Below are 17,948 nucleotides of genomic sequence, written 5' to 3' on the forward strand. Positions count from 1 at the left end.
TTGTGAAATTTCACGAACCCATGCTGCGAAGCTTGATATCAAGGTAAATCGTAAACTTTTCATTCACGTTTTTTAAGTCGATTTCTGCGATCTGGCTGATTCTCTTCAGCCTGTAATTCAATGTATTGACATGAATGTTAAGCGCTTTAGCGGCGGTGTTGACGTTGCTGTCGGCATCAATGAAATGTTCGAGCGTTTTTACCATATCGGCCTGATGCTCTCTGTCATACTGCTCAAGTTTTGACAGGGAATAGTTCATATAGCCGCTGTGCTTGCGTTTTTCATCCAACACATCAAGGTACTGATAAATGCCGAGTTCAGAAAAACTGAAAAGGTGTTTGGTTTCTCTCACAAACCGTTCTTTCGCTTTTAATACGGAGAGCGCTTCCTGATAGGAGCGGTAAACGTAAGAAATCGATTCGTAAATACCGCCGATCGCAATCGACGCATCCTCAATTTTATATCGTTCCTTCAGCTGTTTTTGAACATGGAGGGCGAAATGCTTTAAATCTTTAAAAGGCTGATCAGTTTTCGGCGCAGCTAGTAGGATTAATTCATTTGAATCGACAGTCGCCAGCATGACATGTATCTGCTGTGTCGTTTCCTGCAAATATTGCAGCTGCTGTTCCGTCTTTTCAGTCAGCTCCTCATGCAAACGGATGATCATGACGCTGAATACGGACGGCAGCGCCATTCCGAGCTTATGAAATCCTTCGGCCATCTCGGCTTCCTGATAAATATGGCCGGTCAGCATTTTCCAAAAAAACTCCTGGCCCCGCTCTTCGATTTTCGTTTTGCGGATCTGCAGGTGCAAAAGCTTGTTCCGCACCGCTTTGGCTGCCAGCTGAAGCGTCTTCAGGTCCTCGTCATTGAGCTTTTTTTTGATCTCAAGCGCCCAAATAAATCCGAGAACCTGACTGTTTTTCCAGATGGAAATCGCCACGCGGTTGCTCAGGCCCACCTCGTCAATTTCTTTCACTTTGATCGGCTGGTCCGTTTTTAAAAGGGCCGGAATGGTTCCGTCTTTCCACAGTTTATTGATGACTTTTTCAGGCACCCTCCGCCCGATAATCGTCGACGTCCGGGCCGGATCTGTACAATCGCTGTGCGTGCTGTATGCAAGCAGTTTATGATTAACGTCTTCTATTGTAATGGGGCATTGAAGGACCTCGCTGATATGGTCGGCTACATCTTCAAGCCTGTCGAAACTGTACTTAAATGGATCTTTTGGATTGGTCATCTGTATCCCTACTTTTTCATAGCTTCATATCTTGATCTTACCATCTTGTTTTTCAGACTGAAAGGCATCTTTGAACGGAAGCGGAGTAGGAAAATAGGATCATTTGAAAAAATGGAAAAGAATAAGATAATCATACTATTATATTTACAAAATGTGTAAATGTAACGAAAAATCCAATATATCATAAGACTCATTTTGTAAAATTAAAACAGATTTGTTTGACTGTGCCGAATTGTTGTTTTTATAATAATGACGTTCAAAAAATAAGTGAATTAGCCCATATTTAGGCTGATGACACAGGAGGGTATAAGGAATATGTCTGGATTAATTCGTGTCACACCCGAAGAGCTAAGAGCGATGGCTAAGCAATATGGCGTTGAAAGTCAGGAAGTCATGAATCAGGTTGACCGCCTGAACCGCATGATTTCTGATTTGAAAGGCATGTGGGAAGGTGCTTCAAGTGAAGCATTCGCGGATCAATATGAGCAGCTGAAACCTTCATTTATTAAAATGTCTGAATTGCTTCAAGATGTGAATCATCAGCTCGATCAAACGGCAAATACGCTTGAGTCTACTGACCAAGATATCGCTAACCAAATTCGCGGATAATAAGATGAATGAAGAACGGAGCGCCTGATTCAATCAAGAAGACGGCGCTCTTTCTATGTAAGGGTGATATGAATATGTATATCGATATTACAATAGATTTAACACATTATAACGGCAGCGTCTTCGATCTCAGATTGTCAGATTACCATTCTGTGAAAAAAGTCATTGATATTGCCCGGCAGGCTCAGCAAGTATCCGTTCCGCCGCGTGAAGGCTATTGGATCAGAGTGGTCAATAAAGAAACGGTTTTTTCCGGAGAGCAAAAATTATCTGACTGCGGCATTACGAACGGAGACCGCCTTGAAATTTTATGAGAGGACATGGTGGAATGACAGGTCATAACAGATCTTATTTAGAAACAGAACTGGACGCCGTCCGGGAAGAAACCGAATCAGGCTTCACGTTCACCTTCCAGCGGGAAAAAGTCAAACTTCTTGACGGGCTGGAAGCAAACGTGATTAAAGAGGCCGATCCTTTTTTTCAAAAAGAGGTTTCAGTCTCAGAAGACGAAGTAACCATAACGATCAGACCCCCTTCTTCTTACCAGGCTTTCCGCTATATAAAAGGAAAAGATAAAAAAAGCAGGTGGCAATTTGCCTACCGTCTCGTTCAAGCCGTGAAACAGCATAAGCTGAAACGGCTCAATCTGATTGCGGCCCCGGAAAATATCGTGTTTGATAAAGCGCTGACACCTTACTTTCTGCATTACGGCGTAAAGGAGAGCCTCCCGCCTTATGAGGAAGACAGAGAAAGAGTGTTAAAGGAGCTCAAAGCATGTGCGGCGCTTGCGGCTGACGGGGCTTTCACCTTCGAAGAATATTTGAAGTACAAGGAGACACTTCAATTCTCTCCCGAGGTAAAAAGCGTGTTAGAAGCGGAAACGTTTGAGGACCTGGAAGAAACCATTCTAACCGTAATTGATTCCCTCGAAGCAAGGGACAAGACATACATAAAACTGCCGAAAAAGAAATGGAAAATTCAAAGATACGCCGGACTGGCGCTTGCCGTCCTCCTTGTGCCGGCACTTCTGTATTCCTTGTACGCACTGTTTTTCGCCCAACCGAAGCAAGAGGCAATCACCGAAAGCAACCGCTATTTTTTAAATCAGCAGTACAGCAAAGTCATTGACACACTGGCCAAATACGATGCGGAAAGCCTTCCTGAATCCGTGCAGTACGAGCTTGCTTCTTCTTATGTGGCAGTAGAAAAACTGAGCGAAGAACAGCGGAAAAACATCGGAAATCTGGTCACCCTGCAATCAGATCCGAAGCACTTCCTTTATTGGATTGATATCGGCCGAGGGGAAAATGAAGAAGCCATCAATATCGGCCGCAATCTTGAGTACAACCCGTATATCTGGCTCGGGCTTACAAAATATAAGCAGCAATTATTGGCGGACGACAGTATGAAAGACGACGAAAAGCAGAAAGAACTGGACGCTGTGGAAAGCGAGCTGGAGAAGGCGAAAAAAGAGCAGGAAGAGCAAAACAAAGAAGCGGACGAAAACACCGCTGAAGCTTCCGCAGGACAGGATAAAGACGGCAAAAAGGACGAAGCAAAGGATAACAAAGAGAGCGACAAGAAAGATGAGAAAAAAGATGAAAAAAAATAACAGCGTATATCAACTGGCCGTAAATAACGATCAGGCAGTCAGGAGGTTCGCCATATGAGTCTGTTATGGGTCTTTTACCGGGAGCATGTACAAAAGATTCAGCTGTCTGAACTCCCGCCGTCTCAGCCGATTACGATCGGCCCGGAAATAAAGGATACGATCACGTTCGGCACACTGCCGTTACGGCAGCCTGCCGCAACCCTTTATCGTAAGGAAACAGATCATTACGAAGTTTTCCTGGGAAATAACTGTGCCGGCGAATTGACAATAGGAAATGAAATGCCCTGCCGGATTGAAGAAGAGACGCTGCGGCTTCTTCTCACTCCTGATCAGGAAGAATCCTCCGTTTACTTTATCGGCGGGAAGGACGAGATCGTTTTCTCATCAGCAACAGAGGAAGCGGATATATACAAAGAGCCGTCGTCCGCTCAAACAGGCGATTTTTATCTGCGAAAAGCGGGAGGAAGCTGGTCTGTTGTTCCTGGCGGCCGGGAAGTTTATCTGAACGGAGAGCTCACAAAAGCTCCTGAAAAGCTTCGGACGGGAGATGAGCTGCTGTGGAATTTTCTGCGTGTGAGGCTGACCGAGGACGACCTTTTAGAAGTCATTCATCACGAAACATTTCAAAGCAGCTTAATCAAAACGATAAAGCCAAGCACCGAAATGAAAAAGAAATACCCGCAATATCGAAGAACGCCGCGGATGGTCTACGATCTTCCCGAAGACCGCGTGTCATTCAGTTTCCCTTCGCAGGAAAGCGAACAGAATAACCGGGGGCTGTGGCTCGTCATTCTGCCTCCTGTGGTCATGCTGATTGTAATGGGGGTTGTCGCCATTATACAGCCGAGGGGTATTTTCATTCTCGTCTCTTTGGCGATGTTTATGATGACTCTCATTACGTCCACCGTGCAGTATTTCCGAGAAAAAACGCAGCGAAAAAAACGGGAGGAAAAGCGGGAGCGTGTGTACAAGCAGTATTTAGAAAACAAACGGAAAGAGCTTCAGACGCTTTCGGAAAAACAATTGCAAGTGCTGACGCATCACTTTCCCCCGTTTGAAAAAATGAAATATTTAACCTCTGAAATCAGCGGCCGCATTTGGGAGAAATCGCTGGAAAGCAGGGATTTCCTGATGCTCCGGCTCGGAACGGGCACGGTTCCGGCAAGCTACGAGATTTCGATGAGCGGCGGAGACCTGGCGAACCGTGATGTCGATGACTTGATGGAGCAGTCGCAGCATATGCAGCGTGTATATAAAGATATCCGCCATGCGCCCGTGACCGTTGATTTACAAGAAGGACCGATGGGGCTCGTCGGGAAACCCCAGATCGTCAAAAATGAAATTCATCAGCTGATCGGCCAGCTCGCTTTCTTCAACAGCTATCATGACCTGCGGTTTGTCTTTATCTTTCATGAAGAGGAATATAAGGATTGGGAATGGATGAAGTGGCTGCCGCAATTTCAGCTGCCTCATATGTATGCGAAAGGGTTTATATACAATGAACAGACGCGCGATCAATTGTTATCGTCCATTTATGAGCTGCTGCGGGAACGGGATTTGGAAGACGAGAAAGAAAAAAAGATTTTTCAGCCGCATTTTGTTTTTGTCATCACAAATCAGCAGCTGATTGCAGAGCACGTCATTTTAGAATATATCGAAGGCCGGCATGAGCATCTCGGCATCTCGGCGATCATTGCCGCGGAAACGAAGGAAAGCCTGGCAGAAAACATTCACACTCTCGTCCGCTACATTAATGAGGATGAGGGCGACATTCTCATTCAGAAGAAAAAAGCGGTGCAAATCCCGTTTAAGCTGGACAGGCATGAACGGACAGACAATGAGCGGTTTTCCCGGACGCTTCGGACATTGCACCATCAGGTCGGGATGACGAATTCCATTCCAGAAACGGTCTCATTTTTGGAACTGTTTCATGCGAAGGAAGTAAAAGAAATCGGCATCAGGCAGAAGTGGGAGACAAGTGAGTCTGCTAAATCGCTGGCTGTTCCGATCGGCTACAAGGGAAAAGACGATATCGTGTATTTAAACCTGCATGAAAAAGCCCACGGGCCGCACGGATTGCTGGCGGGGACGACTGGCTCCGGGAAAAGTGAATTTCTGCAAACGTATATTCTGTCATTGGCCGTTCATTTCCACCCGCATGAAGCGGCGTTTTTGCTGATTGACTATAAGGGCGGAGGAATGGCGCAGCCGTTCCGCAAGATGCCGCATCTTCTCGGAACCATCACGAACATCGAAGGAAGCAGAAACTTCAGTATCAGGGCGCTTGCCTCCATCAAAAGCGAGCTGAAAAAACGGCAGCGGCTGTTTGATCAATACCGCGTCAATCACATCAATGACTATACAAAGCTGTATAAACAGGGGGAAACGGATATTCCGATGCCGCACCTGTTTTTGATTTCAGATGAATTCGCCGAGCTTAAAAGCGAAGAGCCTGACTTTATCAGGGAGCTTGTCAGCGCGGCGCGCATCGGGCGGAGCCTCGGTGTGCATTTAATCCTCGCCACGCAAAAGCCGGGCGGCATCATTGACGACCAGATATGGAGCAACTCACGCTTTAAGGTCGCGCTGAAAGTGCAGGATGCAAGCGACAGTAAAGAAATCCTGAAAAACAGTGATGCGGCGAATATTACCGTCACCGGACGCGGCTATTTGCAAGTCGGAAATAATGAAGTGTATGAGCAGTTCCAGTCTGCCTGGAGCGGCGCCCCTTACATGGAAGATGTATACGGCACCGAGGATGACATTGCCATCGTTACCGATACCGGCTTAATTCCGCTGTCTGAGGTGGACGCGGATGATGCGGCGAAAAAAGACGCCCCGGCAGAAATAGAGGCCGTAGTCGAAGAAATCGAGCGGATTCAAAAAGAAATGAGCATTGAAAAGCTGCCGAGCCCTTGGCTGCCGCCGCTTGCCGAACGTATTCCGCGCACGCTTTATCCTTCGAAGGATAAAGACCGCTTCTTCATCGCCTGCGTGGATGAGCCTGATCAGCAAAGACAGGCGCCTCTCGCTTATACGATGATGGATGACGGCAACATCGGTATTTTCGGCTCATCGGGCTACGGCAAGTCGGTTTCTGCCATCACGTTCCTGATGAACTTCGCGGAAGGATACACGCCACAAGAGCTTCACATGTATATCTTTGATTTCGGAAACGGAACGCTTCTGCCATTGGCAAAGCTTCCGCACACCGCAGATTATTTCTTAATGGATCAAATGAGAAAGATTGAAAAATTCATGATCCGCATCAAGGAAGAAATCGAGCGGCGGAAACGGCTGTTCAGAGAAAAAGAAGTCAGCCATATTAAAATGTACAATTCGCTCAGTGAAGAAGAGCTGCCATTCATTTTTATCACAATTGATAATTTCGATATCGTCAAAGACGAAATGCATGAATTGGAAACGGAGTTCATCCAGATTTCACGCGACGGGCAAAGCTTAGGCATTTACTTCCTGCTGACCGCAACGAGGGTAAACGCCGTCCGCCAGTCGCTGTTAAACAACTTAAAAACGAAAGTCGTTCATTATTTAATGGATCAGTCAGAAGGATACTCCATATACGGGCGTCCGCCGTTCAGTCTCGAACCGATTCCGGGCCGCGTCATAATCCAAAAAGAAGAACTGTATTTCGCGCAAATGTTTCTTCCGGCAGAAGCGGAAAATGACCTCGAGATGTTCCAAGCGCTGAAAGACGATGTCAAAGCTTTAGCTGTTCGCCATGCCGGAACGGAGGGTCCAAAACCGATTCCGATGCTCCCGGACATGCTGACGGCCGGCGAATTTTCGCTCCGTCTCGAACCGGGTCAAGAACCGTTCCGAATTCCTGTCGGGCTGCATGAGGAAAAGGTCAGCCCCGTGTACTTTGATCTGGGTAAATATAAACATTGCCTCATTTTAGGACAGACACAGCGTGGAAAAACAAACATCCTGAAAGTCATGCTGAATCACCTGCTGCGTGAAGGAACGGAACAGATCGGACTGTTTGACTCAATTGACCGCGGACTGTCGCAATATGCGCAGGAAACAAAGGTCAGTTATCTGGACACAAAAGAAGACATACAGCAGTGGATCGAATCTGCTGAAGCCATATTCACGGAGCGTGAAGCCCAGTATGCACAGGCCGTTAAAAATGGTGATGTGCACAAACTCAGTTTCTCTCCGATCGTGTTAATGGCCGACGGCATTACAAGATTCCAGCAGACAATCGACACCGCCATCCAGGACAAGCTGGCGATGTTTATGAAATCTTACGCGCATGTCGGCTTCAGTTTTATCCCAGCGGGCAATCACAGCGAATTCTCAAAAGGCTATGATTCCTTAACGACGGAAATGAAACAGATCCGCCACGCAATGCTGCTTGTGAAAAAATCCGAACAAAACGTCATTCCGCTGCCTTACCAAAGGCAGGAACCGGACATTCAGCCGGGCTTCGGCTATTTGGTTGAAAACGGGAAGGAGCAAAAAATCCAAATACCTCTATGTTCAGCGGAAAGGGAGGCCGTCAGATGACAGAACAACGAAAAAGCCTGATCAAATTAATAGCCGCGGTCGTTATCATTCTGGTGCTGCCGGTGCTGTTTTTCCGATTTATCGGCGATGACCCGGGAAAACAAAAAATCAATGCCACCCGCCAAATCGCAGTCGTGAATGAAGACATGGGCTTACAAACAGGTGAAAATGAGGGGCAGGAATCCGTCCATTTCGGAAAAGAAGTGGCGGCGGCTCTCGGCGGCCGTCCGGATTATTCCTGGACGGTTGTCAACAGGAGCGCGGCTGAAAACGGTCTGGCGGCTAAGAAGTATGACGCCGTCGTTTACATTCCATCCGATTTTTCAAAAGACATTTTAAGCTATGACAAAGAGCGTCCGCAAAAAGCCACGCTGACATTCAATATTCAAAGCAGCCTGAACGCCGTCAACAAAGAAAAAGTGCAGCGTGAGCTTGAAGACGCCCAAAAATCAATGAATAAAAAAATGTCGGCATTGTATTGGAATTTCGTCTCACAAAAAGTGAACAATGTCAGAGGCGATTTTGACAAGATCGTCAATAAAGAATCAGAATTTCAAAACGTCATGTACAACTTTTACAAGCCGAGCTCAAATGACTTAGCGGGTGAAATCAAACGGCAAAAAGACCTGATTGACGAACTGAAAAAATCAATGAATGAAGCACAAGGCGCGGCCAAAGAAAAATTGACTTCGGCAGATGAAGCCAAAAACACGCTCAAAGACTTTGCCGATACGGTTGAGCGCTATAAACAATATCAGGAAAATCAGAAAAAACTGCTGATGGCCGCGCAGGAACAAAATCAAAAGCAAATCACAACCGGCCTGAACGCCATTAAAGCACAGCAGGCCGCCAATCAGTTCAGCGCCATGATGAGCGGGCTGTCTTCAGGCATAAACCAGGCGCAGACACAGCTTGACCAGACAGGAGCGGCTCTGTCTGCCGCCCAGCAGGTGAGAGAAGCACAGGTGCCTGATCAGGAACGCGGGATGGCAAATATTCAATCCAATTTACTGGACAATTATTTGACTCAATATAAAGCTCAAGCAAGATTTGAAACACTGAACAGTATCCAAACCCTGATGAAAAGGGATCGGCAGGCATTAACCGTTCCGGAAAATGATCCGGGGGATGACGGCTCAGATGAACCGAAAGAAGAAGAAAAACCGGAAGAAGAAAAACCCGGTGATCTGAAAATTGACCTTGACGATCAGCGTGACGAATTAAAACGCATCTCCGCTGAAATCAATCAAATTTCAGACGGACTAAAAGAACCGGAAAAAGAAAATCCTGACCCTGAAAAACCGGGCCAAGGCGATGACGGTGAAAAACCCGGAGGTACCGATCCGAATAACGGAACGGCTCCCGGAGAAGACGGAAAAACGGAAGACGGCACAAAAGATCAGCAGCCTGATTCCGATAACACTGGCGGCGAAGAGCCAAAAACCGTCCAAACCGCATCGGCCGCTAAAAACGTCACTCCGCCTGCTGTTGAGCCAGAGGACGATTCAAACGATTCTGAAGGAGACGGCGGCACGGGAGTTTCTGACGCGAAAGAAAGGCTGAACCAAGCCGCAGAGCGCATACAGCAAATTGAAAAAGAACTGGAAGAGAAACAGCAGACTCATAATGAAGAGCTGAAAAAACGTCTCGATGCTCTTGATGAAGAAATCCAAGGCCTTAAAGACCAGATTGCTAAAGTTCAAAAACGGGCTGACAAATTACGTGAACAGCTGGAAGAATCAAAAGAAAAGAGAAAACAAGACTTCAATACCGTGTACAGAATGATTGTAAAAACAGAACAGAACATTCTGAACTACCCGTCATTGGATAGCGGCCGCAAATCTGCTCTTGAACAGATGTTTGCCGCTGACATTAATACAAAAGAGATATCCGATTTAATGAGTTACTATAATGATTTATCATTGTATGAGGCAACACTCTATCACTCTCTTGACGCAGGCTCGCTGCCTGATGTGAAAAACAGGGTGCTGAAAGCCCAGCAAGGCGAAGTCCAAACCGTTCTCGCCATCAAACCGGAAGAAACGGCAAGCTGGGAAAACCTGAAAAACAATAAGATGCAGACAGATGAAGACATCAGCAATTTCATTAAAGGCATGACCGAATTCTCGGACAACTACAGCTCGTATATCAGAGATGAACAAGCCGGAGTGCTCAATGAGCTCGCCAGCATTTCAGACAGTGCGGCGAAAGCATCCGATCAGCTGGAAGAAGGCGCTGTGCAGGAAGCGGCCGCATTCAGCGGAGACGGATTAACCGGAACGATGGCGCTCGGCGCTCAGGATACCGTCGGCCGCGAAGTGCTGCAAATGTCTGACACGATGGGCCATCTGTCAGAACGCCAGTCCGGCATCATCAGCTATACCGACAATATGCAGCAAAGCGTAAATGACGTCCAGCATAAAGCGGACACCCTGAACAGCAACTGGGGCAAAAACGTCGATTCCACGAAATTGATCAGAAATGACGTGTACGGCATTTTAGGGAACGCGCTCGTTGACGGACAGGAAAACGGATATGTTTATGATTATCTCGCCAATCCGCTTAAAATCAGCGGAGAGGTGCCGGAAGACCGGGTTCAGAATGTTCCGCCGGTCGTCATTTTGGTAATCGTTCTGATCAGCAGTCTTCTGATCGGCTATTTCAGCTCGTATTATCAGCAGGCGCCGCTTCTTGTCAAAGGCGCGCTCTTTGGGATTTTAAACATAATGGTCGGACTGATGATCAGTCTGTTCGGTCTGAATATCTACTCGCTTCCGGACGATCAGACGATTAAATGGTCAGTCTTTACGATTCTCCTGCTTGCGGCGAGTTCAGCTTTCATCCGGGCAGCCTTTGTCTTTGGCTCAATCACCGGATGGATCGCTTCATCAGCGCTCATTCTCTTTTATGTGGCGCCTTTGATCGACCTGATTATGCCGAACTTCAGCTTTGACAGCCCGGTATCGAAAGTGTATATCGATATTCAATACGGAACGGGCCATCTGTTTGCGATGGGCATAACGGTTCTTGCGATCATTACGCTGATTGCGGCGGCGCTTCCGCTCATCATTCGGCTGCTTGCGGAAAAAACGGAGGAAAGTGATCAGTCTTATGAGGCGTAACACAATCGTGGAAAAAGGAGTTTTGCTGTTTGCTCTCTCCTTTTTCCTTTTCCTCCCGCAAGCCGCAGCCGCGAATGAGGACAATACTGATGTCAAGCCGAATGAATATGAAAAGAAGGACATTGAAATTCGTACGGATTATCTTCATGACGATGCCTATTCCGAGGAAAAAACGGCGCTTCCGAAAGAGCAGAAGGACATCACGTTCGATCAGCCGGCAGAAAACCCGGATGAAAAACTGAGATCAAATTTGTTTACATCGTCAGAAACGGAGCCGAATACGATCAAAGCGCAATCGAAAAAACTGGGTATCACATTTGCCGAGCCTGCCGTGCGGCACACCTCAGCAGACATGGAAACGGATGAGAAAAAGACTTCCTTTCTGCTGCCTGTCATTTATGCCGTCTTGATCCTCCTCGGCATCGCCGCAATGATCTATCTGATTCCGAAGGTCACGGCGCAGGAAAAGGCAAAGCGGTAAACGGATCGCTTGTGTTTGCGGGAAGACAGCCCGTAAAATAAGAAAAAAAGGAGGAGTTTCATGCAGTTTTTTCTTATAACAGGCGCGTCAAAAGGATTGGGACGGGCGCTGACGGAACAGGCGCTGCAAGAAGGAGCCGAAGTCGCCGCGCTTTCAAGAACGATAAGCGGGGAAAAGCGTGAGGGACTGACAGAATACAGTGTTGATTTAACTGATCTGGCAGATACAGAGCGGCAGATGAAGGCGATTCTTGATCAAGCTGAGAAGAAGCGGTATTCCGCCGTCACACTGATCAATAATGCCGGAATGGTGGAGCCGATCAAGCGGGCGAAAGAGGCTTCCGCGGAAGAATTGAACCGCCACTACACCCTTAATCTGACGGCGCCCGTTTTGCTCAGCCAAATGTTCACAAAGCGTTTCGAAGCGTTCAGCGGCAGCAAAACAATTGTCAACATCACATCTGGCGCGGCGAAAAATCCCTATAAAGGGTGGAGCGCGTATTGCAGCTCAAAAGCGGGACTTGATATGTTTACGAAAACATTCGGATTCGAACAGGAAGATGAAGAGCTGCCGGTCCGCATGATATCATTCTCGCCGGGAGTGATGGATACAGACATGCAGGCTGTCATCCGTTCTTCGTCAAAAGAAGATTTCCATGACATCGAGCGGTTCCGCAATCTGAAAGAAACGAAAAACCTCAGAAGCCCGGAATACATCGCCAGTGTCATTCACTCACTGATCGCGGGTGAGCCGGAAAACGGACGGATATACGATATTAAAGAGTTTTTGTAGAGCAGCTTTTACGCTGCTCTTTTTTTGTTTGTACAATCACTTCGGCGCCTGGCGGCATATTATGAATGAAACACCGTGTAAGGGGTATAAGAAATGTATCAGATGAATTGAGTTTCTTCTCGATTTATGTTAGGATTCTAAAAATATAATTAAGGAGGGGTTTCCATGAGAAATGTAACGTTAATGGATGTCTTCACCCATCCAATCGCACAAAAGTATTTACAGCGCTCCGGTGTCGCCCATGCGATTGCCTGCGCGTTTCATGCATACCGTCTTGCCGTAAAAGCGGGTGTCAGTCCCGATCTTGCGGCGAAAGCGGCTTTACTGCATGATGTCGGCCATTACGAATGGTACACAGACGGCAAATGGGACTATGAAAAGTACAGAAGAAACGATATCCATGCCATAAAAGGCGCGGAACGGGCGCATAAGCTGCTCATCCGGCTCGGTGAAGAACCGAAAGCGGCGAAAGACATTGCGCTGGCGATTCTGCTCCACACCGATTCCTATCTGCCTGAAGGCGAACTGGACAAGAATACGCTCCAGCAAATCGTGAAACAAGCGGACGAACTCGATGAAGAACCTGGCGGACATCATCATTACCGCCAAATGGATCACACGGCCGCGCTCAAACAAATCCAAAAGCTTGATCAGTTAATTGACCAAGCCCAATATCCCATAAGAAGCTCAGTCTAGGCCACTCATGCGGCCTTTTCCGCTTTACATAACCCCGCAAACTCACTAACACCTTTTCCCCTCCGATAGACGTACTGTGTCAAAGCCTTTGTCCGCTGCATATGATGAAGGAAAACATAGTAAAGGGGATCAGCGAAAATGGCCCATCAAGGAAGCCCGCAACTCGTCTCGTTAGTAGATCCTTACGTTTATCAGACCATCCATAAGCTTATCGGCTCAAGGTTTATCATTCAAACCGTCAGACGGATTGTCAGGGGACGGCTGATTGATGCCGCTCCGGATCATATCGCCATTGAAGAAACGCATGACCGCGTATTATATATCAGGAACCGCCATGTGGTTTCTGTCATGCCTGATTATACCGAACGTGTGTAACAGCCCAGGATAAGGCGCAGACCGGAGGCGGCCCTTACAGAACCCCGGTGCGTCTTCTTTTTTGAGATACATAGATGCACGGCACCTTTTTTTGGTACAATCACAGTACAAGTTCACATGACAATAGGAGGAAACCGCTTGTTGAAATCAAAGGTCCATTTTTGGACGCTGCAAATTTTGCTCGTTTTGCTCATTATTTACGTATCAACGAAAGTCTCGTTTATTTTTCAGCCGTTTTTCGGTTTCATCACTACTCTGTTTTTTCCGATTTTGATCTCGGGCATTTTGTTTTTCATTTTTAATCCGATCGTGCGCCTGCTAGAGAAAAAAATCCCCCGAACATTGGCGATCCTGCTCATTTATCTCGTTTTCATCGGCCTGATCGCCTTTATGTTCACCGCAATCGGACCGATCGTAGCTTCTCAGGTCACGGGGCTGATTAACAATTTCCCTGATTACATTAATCAGATTCAAAGCTTGATTACACAATTATCCCATTCCAAATGGTTTACGTGGATGATGACGCAGGATTATGTGTCGATAGAAAAAATCCGGCAGTCTCTGACGGGATTTTTACAAAGTCTTCCGCAAAATATTACGGCAAGCCTGTCGGCCGTGTTCGGCGTCGTTACGAATATTACGCTTGTCGTGATCACCGTTCCGTTCATTCTGTTTTATATGCTGAAGGACGGCCGGCGTTTTCCGCTTTTGGCGGTTAAAATTCTGCCTTCTTCCTACCGTGCGGAGGGCCGGAAAATATTTAACGACTTATATGTCACATTGGCCGCATATTTCCAAGGCCAGCTGCTGATTTGTCTCTTTGTCGGAACGGCATGCTTTATCGGTTATTGGATCATCGGCCTGCCGTATGCGTTAATTCTCGGGATGGTGATCGCCGTCACCAATATCATTCCGTACCTGGGACCGTTTCTCGGGGCGGCACCGGCGGTCATTATCGCGTTTATGGATTCTCCGGCTAAGGCGCTGTTTGCCGTGATTGTTGTCGTTGTCGTCCAGCAGCTTGACGGAAACCTGCTTTCTCCGCTTGTTATCGGGAAGCGGCTCAATACCCACCCGCTCACCATTATTCTTCTGCTTATCGGAGCGGGCAGTTTCGGAGGTATTCTCGCAATGATTCTGGCCGTGCCGGTTTACGCGGTCTTAAAAGCCTTCGTCTTAAATATCGTCCGGCTTATCAAACTTCGTCAGCGATCGAAGTTGGAAGACAGCCGCAAGCCGAAATAAAAACGGGCACAACTCCAGACGCAGCGCATAAACTGCTGTAAAGAAAAGCGGAGGTGTGGGTATGCCTGCAATTGTGGGACCGATTTATATTATGAGCTTAGCCGGAGATGCTGCGGCGAGCTTCGGTGACGTGTTTGCCATTTCTCCCAAAGCCGTTGACCACTCAGGCGCGGGGTCAGGGGCGTTTCATTCCGGAGATTTTGTCAAAGTCACTAATAAATTCAGCAAAACGCGCTTTGAAGACATTGATCTGTTTGACGAACCTGATTGGTTTAACGCGTGACAGCCTCCTTTAGGAGGCTGTCGCTTTTTTGTAGTATAATAGAATCAGTCTTTTATAAAAGGGGAATTTTTATGAAAATCAGAAAAGCGAATATTACCGTTCAGTCCGGAATGATCGGCGACGTGTATCTGCATGAAAATAAAAAAGAACAGCATACCCTCGTAGCCGTTCCGGAACTTGAGTGGAGCACGATCATTTCCTATGAGGAAGAGAAAAAGGCGCTGGCGCAGCGGCTTTTACAATCATTCAGCAAGCTGATAGATGAAGAGCCCGCCGGAGAGCTCGCAGGCAAGATCTCCCATTGGGTCGCTGAAATGTAACGAAGACGGTTTACCGCGTCCCGTCCGGGGCGATAATTGTAAAACAAGCTGAGGAGGGAAGGCCGATGAGCGACAAAACGGTTGACCTTTATTTACAGCAGGGTATGTACGGCCCTCTGCAGACGAAACCGGATGAACGGCATTTATTTTTAGGCTCGCTGCGTGAACGGGTCATCATTGCCCTGACGAAGGGGCAGGTGCTGCAAAAGAAGCCGTATGAAGAAGTGAAACAGGCGCTGAAAAAACGAAAAGATGCGGTGCTCTATATAAACGGAAGGCTCCCGTATCATGCTTATTCACCCTATATGAAGCTTGCCGCACTGGAAGGTGTCCGAAGCTCCGTGATCTCGGATCTTCAATTCGAAACGCCGCTCGGCCTGGTATTTGCCGCCGATCATGCCGTGAACCTTGACGGCATTTACGTTCAGGATGACATTTTCAAGCGCTCACTCCTGAAATCTTAGAAAAGCAAGTGTCATTTTATAATGCCAATTCACTTACAAGTGGAGATAGGATATAATGGTTTTCATATGAATGGCGGGGAGGCCGGCTATGAAAAAAGCATTTATTTGCATTGATTATACGAATGATTTTGCAGCAGAGAACGGAGCATTAACCTGCGGAGAACCCGCAAGGCAAATTGAGGATAAGATTGTCAGTTTGACACAAGCATTTATAGAAAATGGTGATTACGTTGTCTTTGCGGTAGATTCACATGATGCAGACGATGACTTTCATCCGGAAACACGCCTGTTTCCTCCGCATAATATCAACGGCACGGAGGGCAAAGAGCTGTACGGAAAGCTCTCGCCTCTTTATGAGAAACATAAACACGCAAAAAACGTAAGCTACATGGAAAAATCGAGATATTCTGCTTTTGCTGGAACGGATTTAGAGCTGAAACTGCGGGAACGGCAGATCACTGAACTGCATCTTGCGGGCCTGTGCACCGACATCTGCGTTCTTCACACGGCGGTTGACGCCTACAACAAGGGCTTTCAGATCGTCATTCATCAAAACGCTGTGGCAAGCTTTAATCCGGAAGGGCATGAATGGGCGCTGTCCCATTTTAAGAACAGCATCGGAGCGCAAGTGGCAGAGTAAGGAAGGGGAAAACAATTTTGGTGGAGCATGGTTTTAAAGACGACAGTTTGTCTTTACATACAGATCTTTATCAAATTAATATGGCCGAAACGTACTGGAGAGACGGCATTCATGAGAAAAAAGCAATTTTTGAGCTTTTTTTCAGAAAGCTTCCTTTTGAAAACGGCTATGCGGTATTTGCGGGCTTAGAAAAAGCAATCGAATACTTGGAGAACTTCAAGTTTACTGACAGCGATCTGAACTATTTAAAAACGGAATTGCACTATGCTGATGATTTCATTGATTATTTGCGGGATCTGTCATTTACCGGATCTCTTTACAGCATGAAAGAAGGAGAGCTCGTCTTTAACAACGAACCGATTATGCGGGTCGAAGCGCCCCTCATTGAAGCGCAGCTGATTGAGACGGCTCTGCTTAACATTGTGAATTACCAAACATTAATCGCCACGAAAGCGGCCCGCATTAAAGGCGTAGTCGGTGATGAAGACGCCCTTGAATTCGGAACGCGGCGCGCCCATGAAATGGATGCGGCTATGTGGGGAGCGAGAGCGGCTCTGATCGGCGGCTTCAGCGCGACGAGTAATGTAAGAGCCGGCAAGCGTTTTAATATACCGGTATCCGGCACGCACGCTCATGCACTCGTGCAAGCGTACCGCGATGAGTACACGGCTTTTAAGAAATATGCGGAGACGCACAGAGACTGCGTGTTCCTCGTCGATACGTACGATACGATCCGTTCAGGCATGCCGAATGCGATTAAAGTCGCGAAAGAATTCGGCGACCGGATCAACTTCATCGGCATCCGCTTAGACAGCGGGGACTTGGCGTACCTGTCAAAAAAAGCGCGAGAAATGCTTGATGAAGCGGGTTTCAAAGACGCAAAGGTCATTGCTTCAAGCGACCTTGATGAGCACACGATATTAAATCTGAAATCGCAGGGAGCGAAAATCGATACATGGGGAGTCGGCACAAAGCTGATTACCGCATACGATCAGCCGGCCCTCGGCGCGGTTTACAAGCTTGTCGCCATTGAAGAGGACGGCAAACTGACCGACACCATCAAGATTTCGTCGAACCCTGAAAAAGTGACAACGCCGGGAAGAAAGAAAGTATACCGGATTATCAACAAGCTGAACCACCACTCGGAAGGGGATTATATCGCTCTTTATGACGAGCGGGTAAATGACCAGAAACGTTTAAAAATGTTCCATCCCGTTCACACGTTCGTCAGCAAATTCGTCACTGATTTCTATGCGAAAGACCTGCATGAGCCGATTTTTGAAAACGGCGTTTTATGCTATGATAATCCCGAAATCACCGACATCCAGCAATACGTGCAGGATAACCTCAAACTTCTGTGGGAGGAATACAAACGGATCAGCAAGCCGGAAGAATATCCGGTTGATTTAAGCGAAGACTGCTGGAGCAACAAGATGCAGCGGATTCATGAGATCAAAAGCAAGCTGAAACGGGAACTTGAATAGAAGACAAAGCAGCCTTTCCTTTCTCTGGAAAGGCTTTTTGTTTGCGATAATATTT

At 47.2% G+C, this 17,948-nt stretch carries 16 protein-coding genes; 15 read left to right on the forward strand and 1 reads right to left on the reverse strand.

The genetic code is table 11. The annotated features are described in order from the left end of the window. Positions 1-10: 10 nt before the first annotated feature. Positions 11-1,240, reverse strand: a complete 1,230-nt coding sequence (locus ICW23_RS11145) for a sporulation transcriptional activator AdeR (protein WP_099744209.1) — start codon at positions 1,238-1,240, stop codon at positions 11-13. Between the two features lie 315 nt (positions 1,241-1,555). On the opposite strand from ICW23_RS11145, the gene ICW23_RS11150 reads away from it, so the two are divergent. From ICW23_RS11150 to ICW23_RS11220, 15 genes are all read left to right on the forward strand, one after another. Further along, positions 1,556-1,849 carry a WXG100 family type VII secretion target gene (locus ICW23_RS11150; RefSeq protein ID WP_003152013.1) on the forward strand — a complete coding sequence of 98 codons (294 nt, stop codon included), beginning with the start codon at positions 1,556-1,558 and terminating at the stop codon, positions 1,847-1,849. A 74-nt stretch (positions 1,850-1,923) separates the two neighbouring features. Continuing rightward, positions 1,924-2,163: an ESX secretion system protein YukD gene (gene yukD, locus ICW23_RS11155; protein WP_016938101.1), complete on the forward strand. Its 240-nt coding sequence runs from the start codon at positions 1,924-1,926 to the stop codon at positions 2,161-2,163. 14 nt (positions 2,164-2,177) lie between these two features. Next, the gene (gene essB / locus ICW23_RS11160) at positions 2,178-3,461 is read left to right on the forward strand and encodes a type VII secretion protein EssB (RefSeq protein ID WP_188154509.1); all 1,284 of its coding nucleotides are present in this window, start codon (positions 2,178-2,180) and stop codon (positions 3,459-3,461) included. 54 nt (positions 3,462-3,515) lie between these two features. Beyond that, positions 3,516-7,991, forward strand: a complete 4,476-nt coding sequence (gene essC, locus ICW23_RS11165; protein WP_188154510.1) for a type VII secretion protein EssC — start codon at positions 3,516-3,518, stop codon at positions 7,989-7,991. Further along, complete coding sequence (esaA, locus tag ICW23_RS11170) at positions 7,988-11,113, forward strand: type VII secretion protein EsaA (RefSeq protein WP_188154511.1); 3,126 nt, start codon at positions 7,988-7,990, stop codon at positions 11,111-11,113. The genes essC and esaA overlap by 4 nt, the downstream gene beginning before the upstream one ends. A 7-nt stretch (positions 11,114-11,120) precedes the next feature. Then, positions 11,121-11,594, forward strand: a complete 474-nt coding sequence (gene essA, locus ICW23_RS11175; protein ID WP_188154512.1) for a type VII secretion protein EssA — start codon at positions 11,121-11,123, stop codon at positions 11,592-11,594. 60 nt (positions 11,595-11,654) lie between these two features. Continuing rightward, on the forward strand, positions 11,655-12,386 hold the full coding sequence (locus ICW23_RS11180; RefSeq protein ID WP_016938106.1) for a (S)-benzoin forming benzil reductase: 732 nt from the start codon (positions 11,655-11,657) through the stop codon (positions 12,384-12,386). 165 nt (positions 12,387-12,551) lie between these two features. Beyond that, the gene (locus tag ICW23_RS11185) at positions 12,552-13,082 is read left to right on the forward strand and encodes an HD domain-containing protein (RefSeq protein ID WP_007613450.1); all 531 of its coding nucleotides are present in this window, start codon (positions 12,552-12,554) and stop codon (positions 13,080-13,082) included. 138 nt (positions 13,083-13,220) lie between these two features. After that, on the forward strand, positions 13,221-13,457 hold the full coding sequence (locus tag ICW23_RS11190; protein ID WP_016938107.1) for a DUF2642 domain-containing protein: 237 nt from the start codon (positions 13,221-13,223) through the stop codon (positions 13,455-13,457). Positions 13,458-13,595: 138 nt separating this feature from the next. After that, complete coding sequence (locus tag ICW23_RS11195) at positions 13,596-14,702, forward strand: AI-2E family transporter (protein WP_095241407.1); 1,107 nt, start codon at positions 13,596-13,598, stop codon at positions 14,700-14,702. Positions 14,703-14,763: 61 nt separating this feature from the next. After that, the gene (locus tag ICW23_RS11200; protein ID WP_016938109.1) at positions 14,764-14,985 is read left to right on the forward strand and encodes a spore germination protein; all 222 of its coding nucleotides are present in this window, start codon (positions 14,764-14,766) and stop codon (positions 14,983-14,985) included. Between the two features lie 71 nt (positions 14,986-15,056). Then, on the forward strand, positions 15,057-15,305 hold the full coding sequence (locus ICW23_RS11205; protein ID WP_013353404.1) for a YueH family protein: 249 nt from the start codon (positions 15,057-15,059) through the stop codon (positions 15,303-15,305). A gap of 65 nt (positions 15,306-15,370) precedes the next feature. Then, positions 15,371-15,769 (forward strand): YueI family protein, encoded by a 399-nt coding sequence (locus ICW23_RS11210; RefSeq protein WP_016938110.1) that lies wholly within the window; start codon positions 15,371-15,373, stop codon positions 15,767-15,769. Positions 15,770-15,857: 88 nt separating this feature from the next. Further along, positions 15,858-16,409, forward strand: a complete 552-nt coding sequence (locus ICW23_RS11215) for a cysteine hydrolase family protein (RefSeq protein WP_016938111.1) — start codon at positions 15,858-15,860, stop codon at positions 16,407-16,409. A gap of 17 nt (positions 16,410-16,426) precedes the next feature. Then, positions 16,427-17,893 carry a nicotinate phosphoribosyltransferase gene (locus tag ICW23_RS11220; RefSeq protein WP_095241408.1) on the forward strand — a complete coding sequence of 489 codons (1,467 nt, stop codon included), beginning with the start codon at positions 16,427-16,429 and terminating at the stop codon, positions 17,891-17,893. Positions 17,894-17,948: the final 55 nt, after the last annotated feature.

The organism is Bacillus sp. 1021 (genome assembly GCF_014534735.1).
Taxonomy (GTDB): Bacteria; Bacillota; Bacilli; order Bacillales; family Bacillaceae; genus Bacillus; species Bacillus siamensis.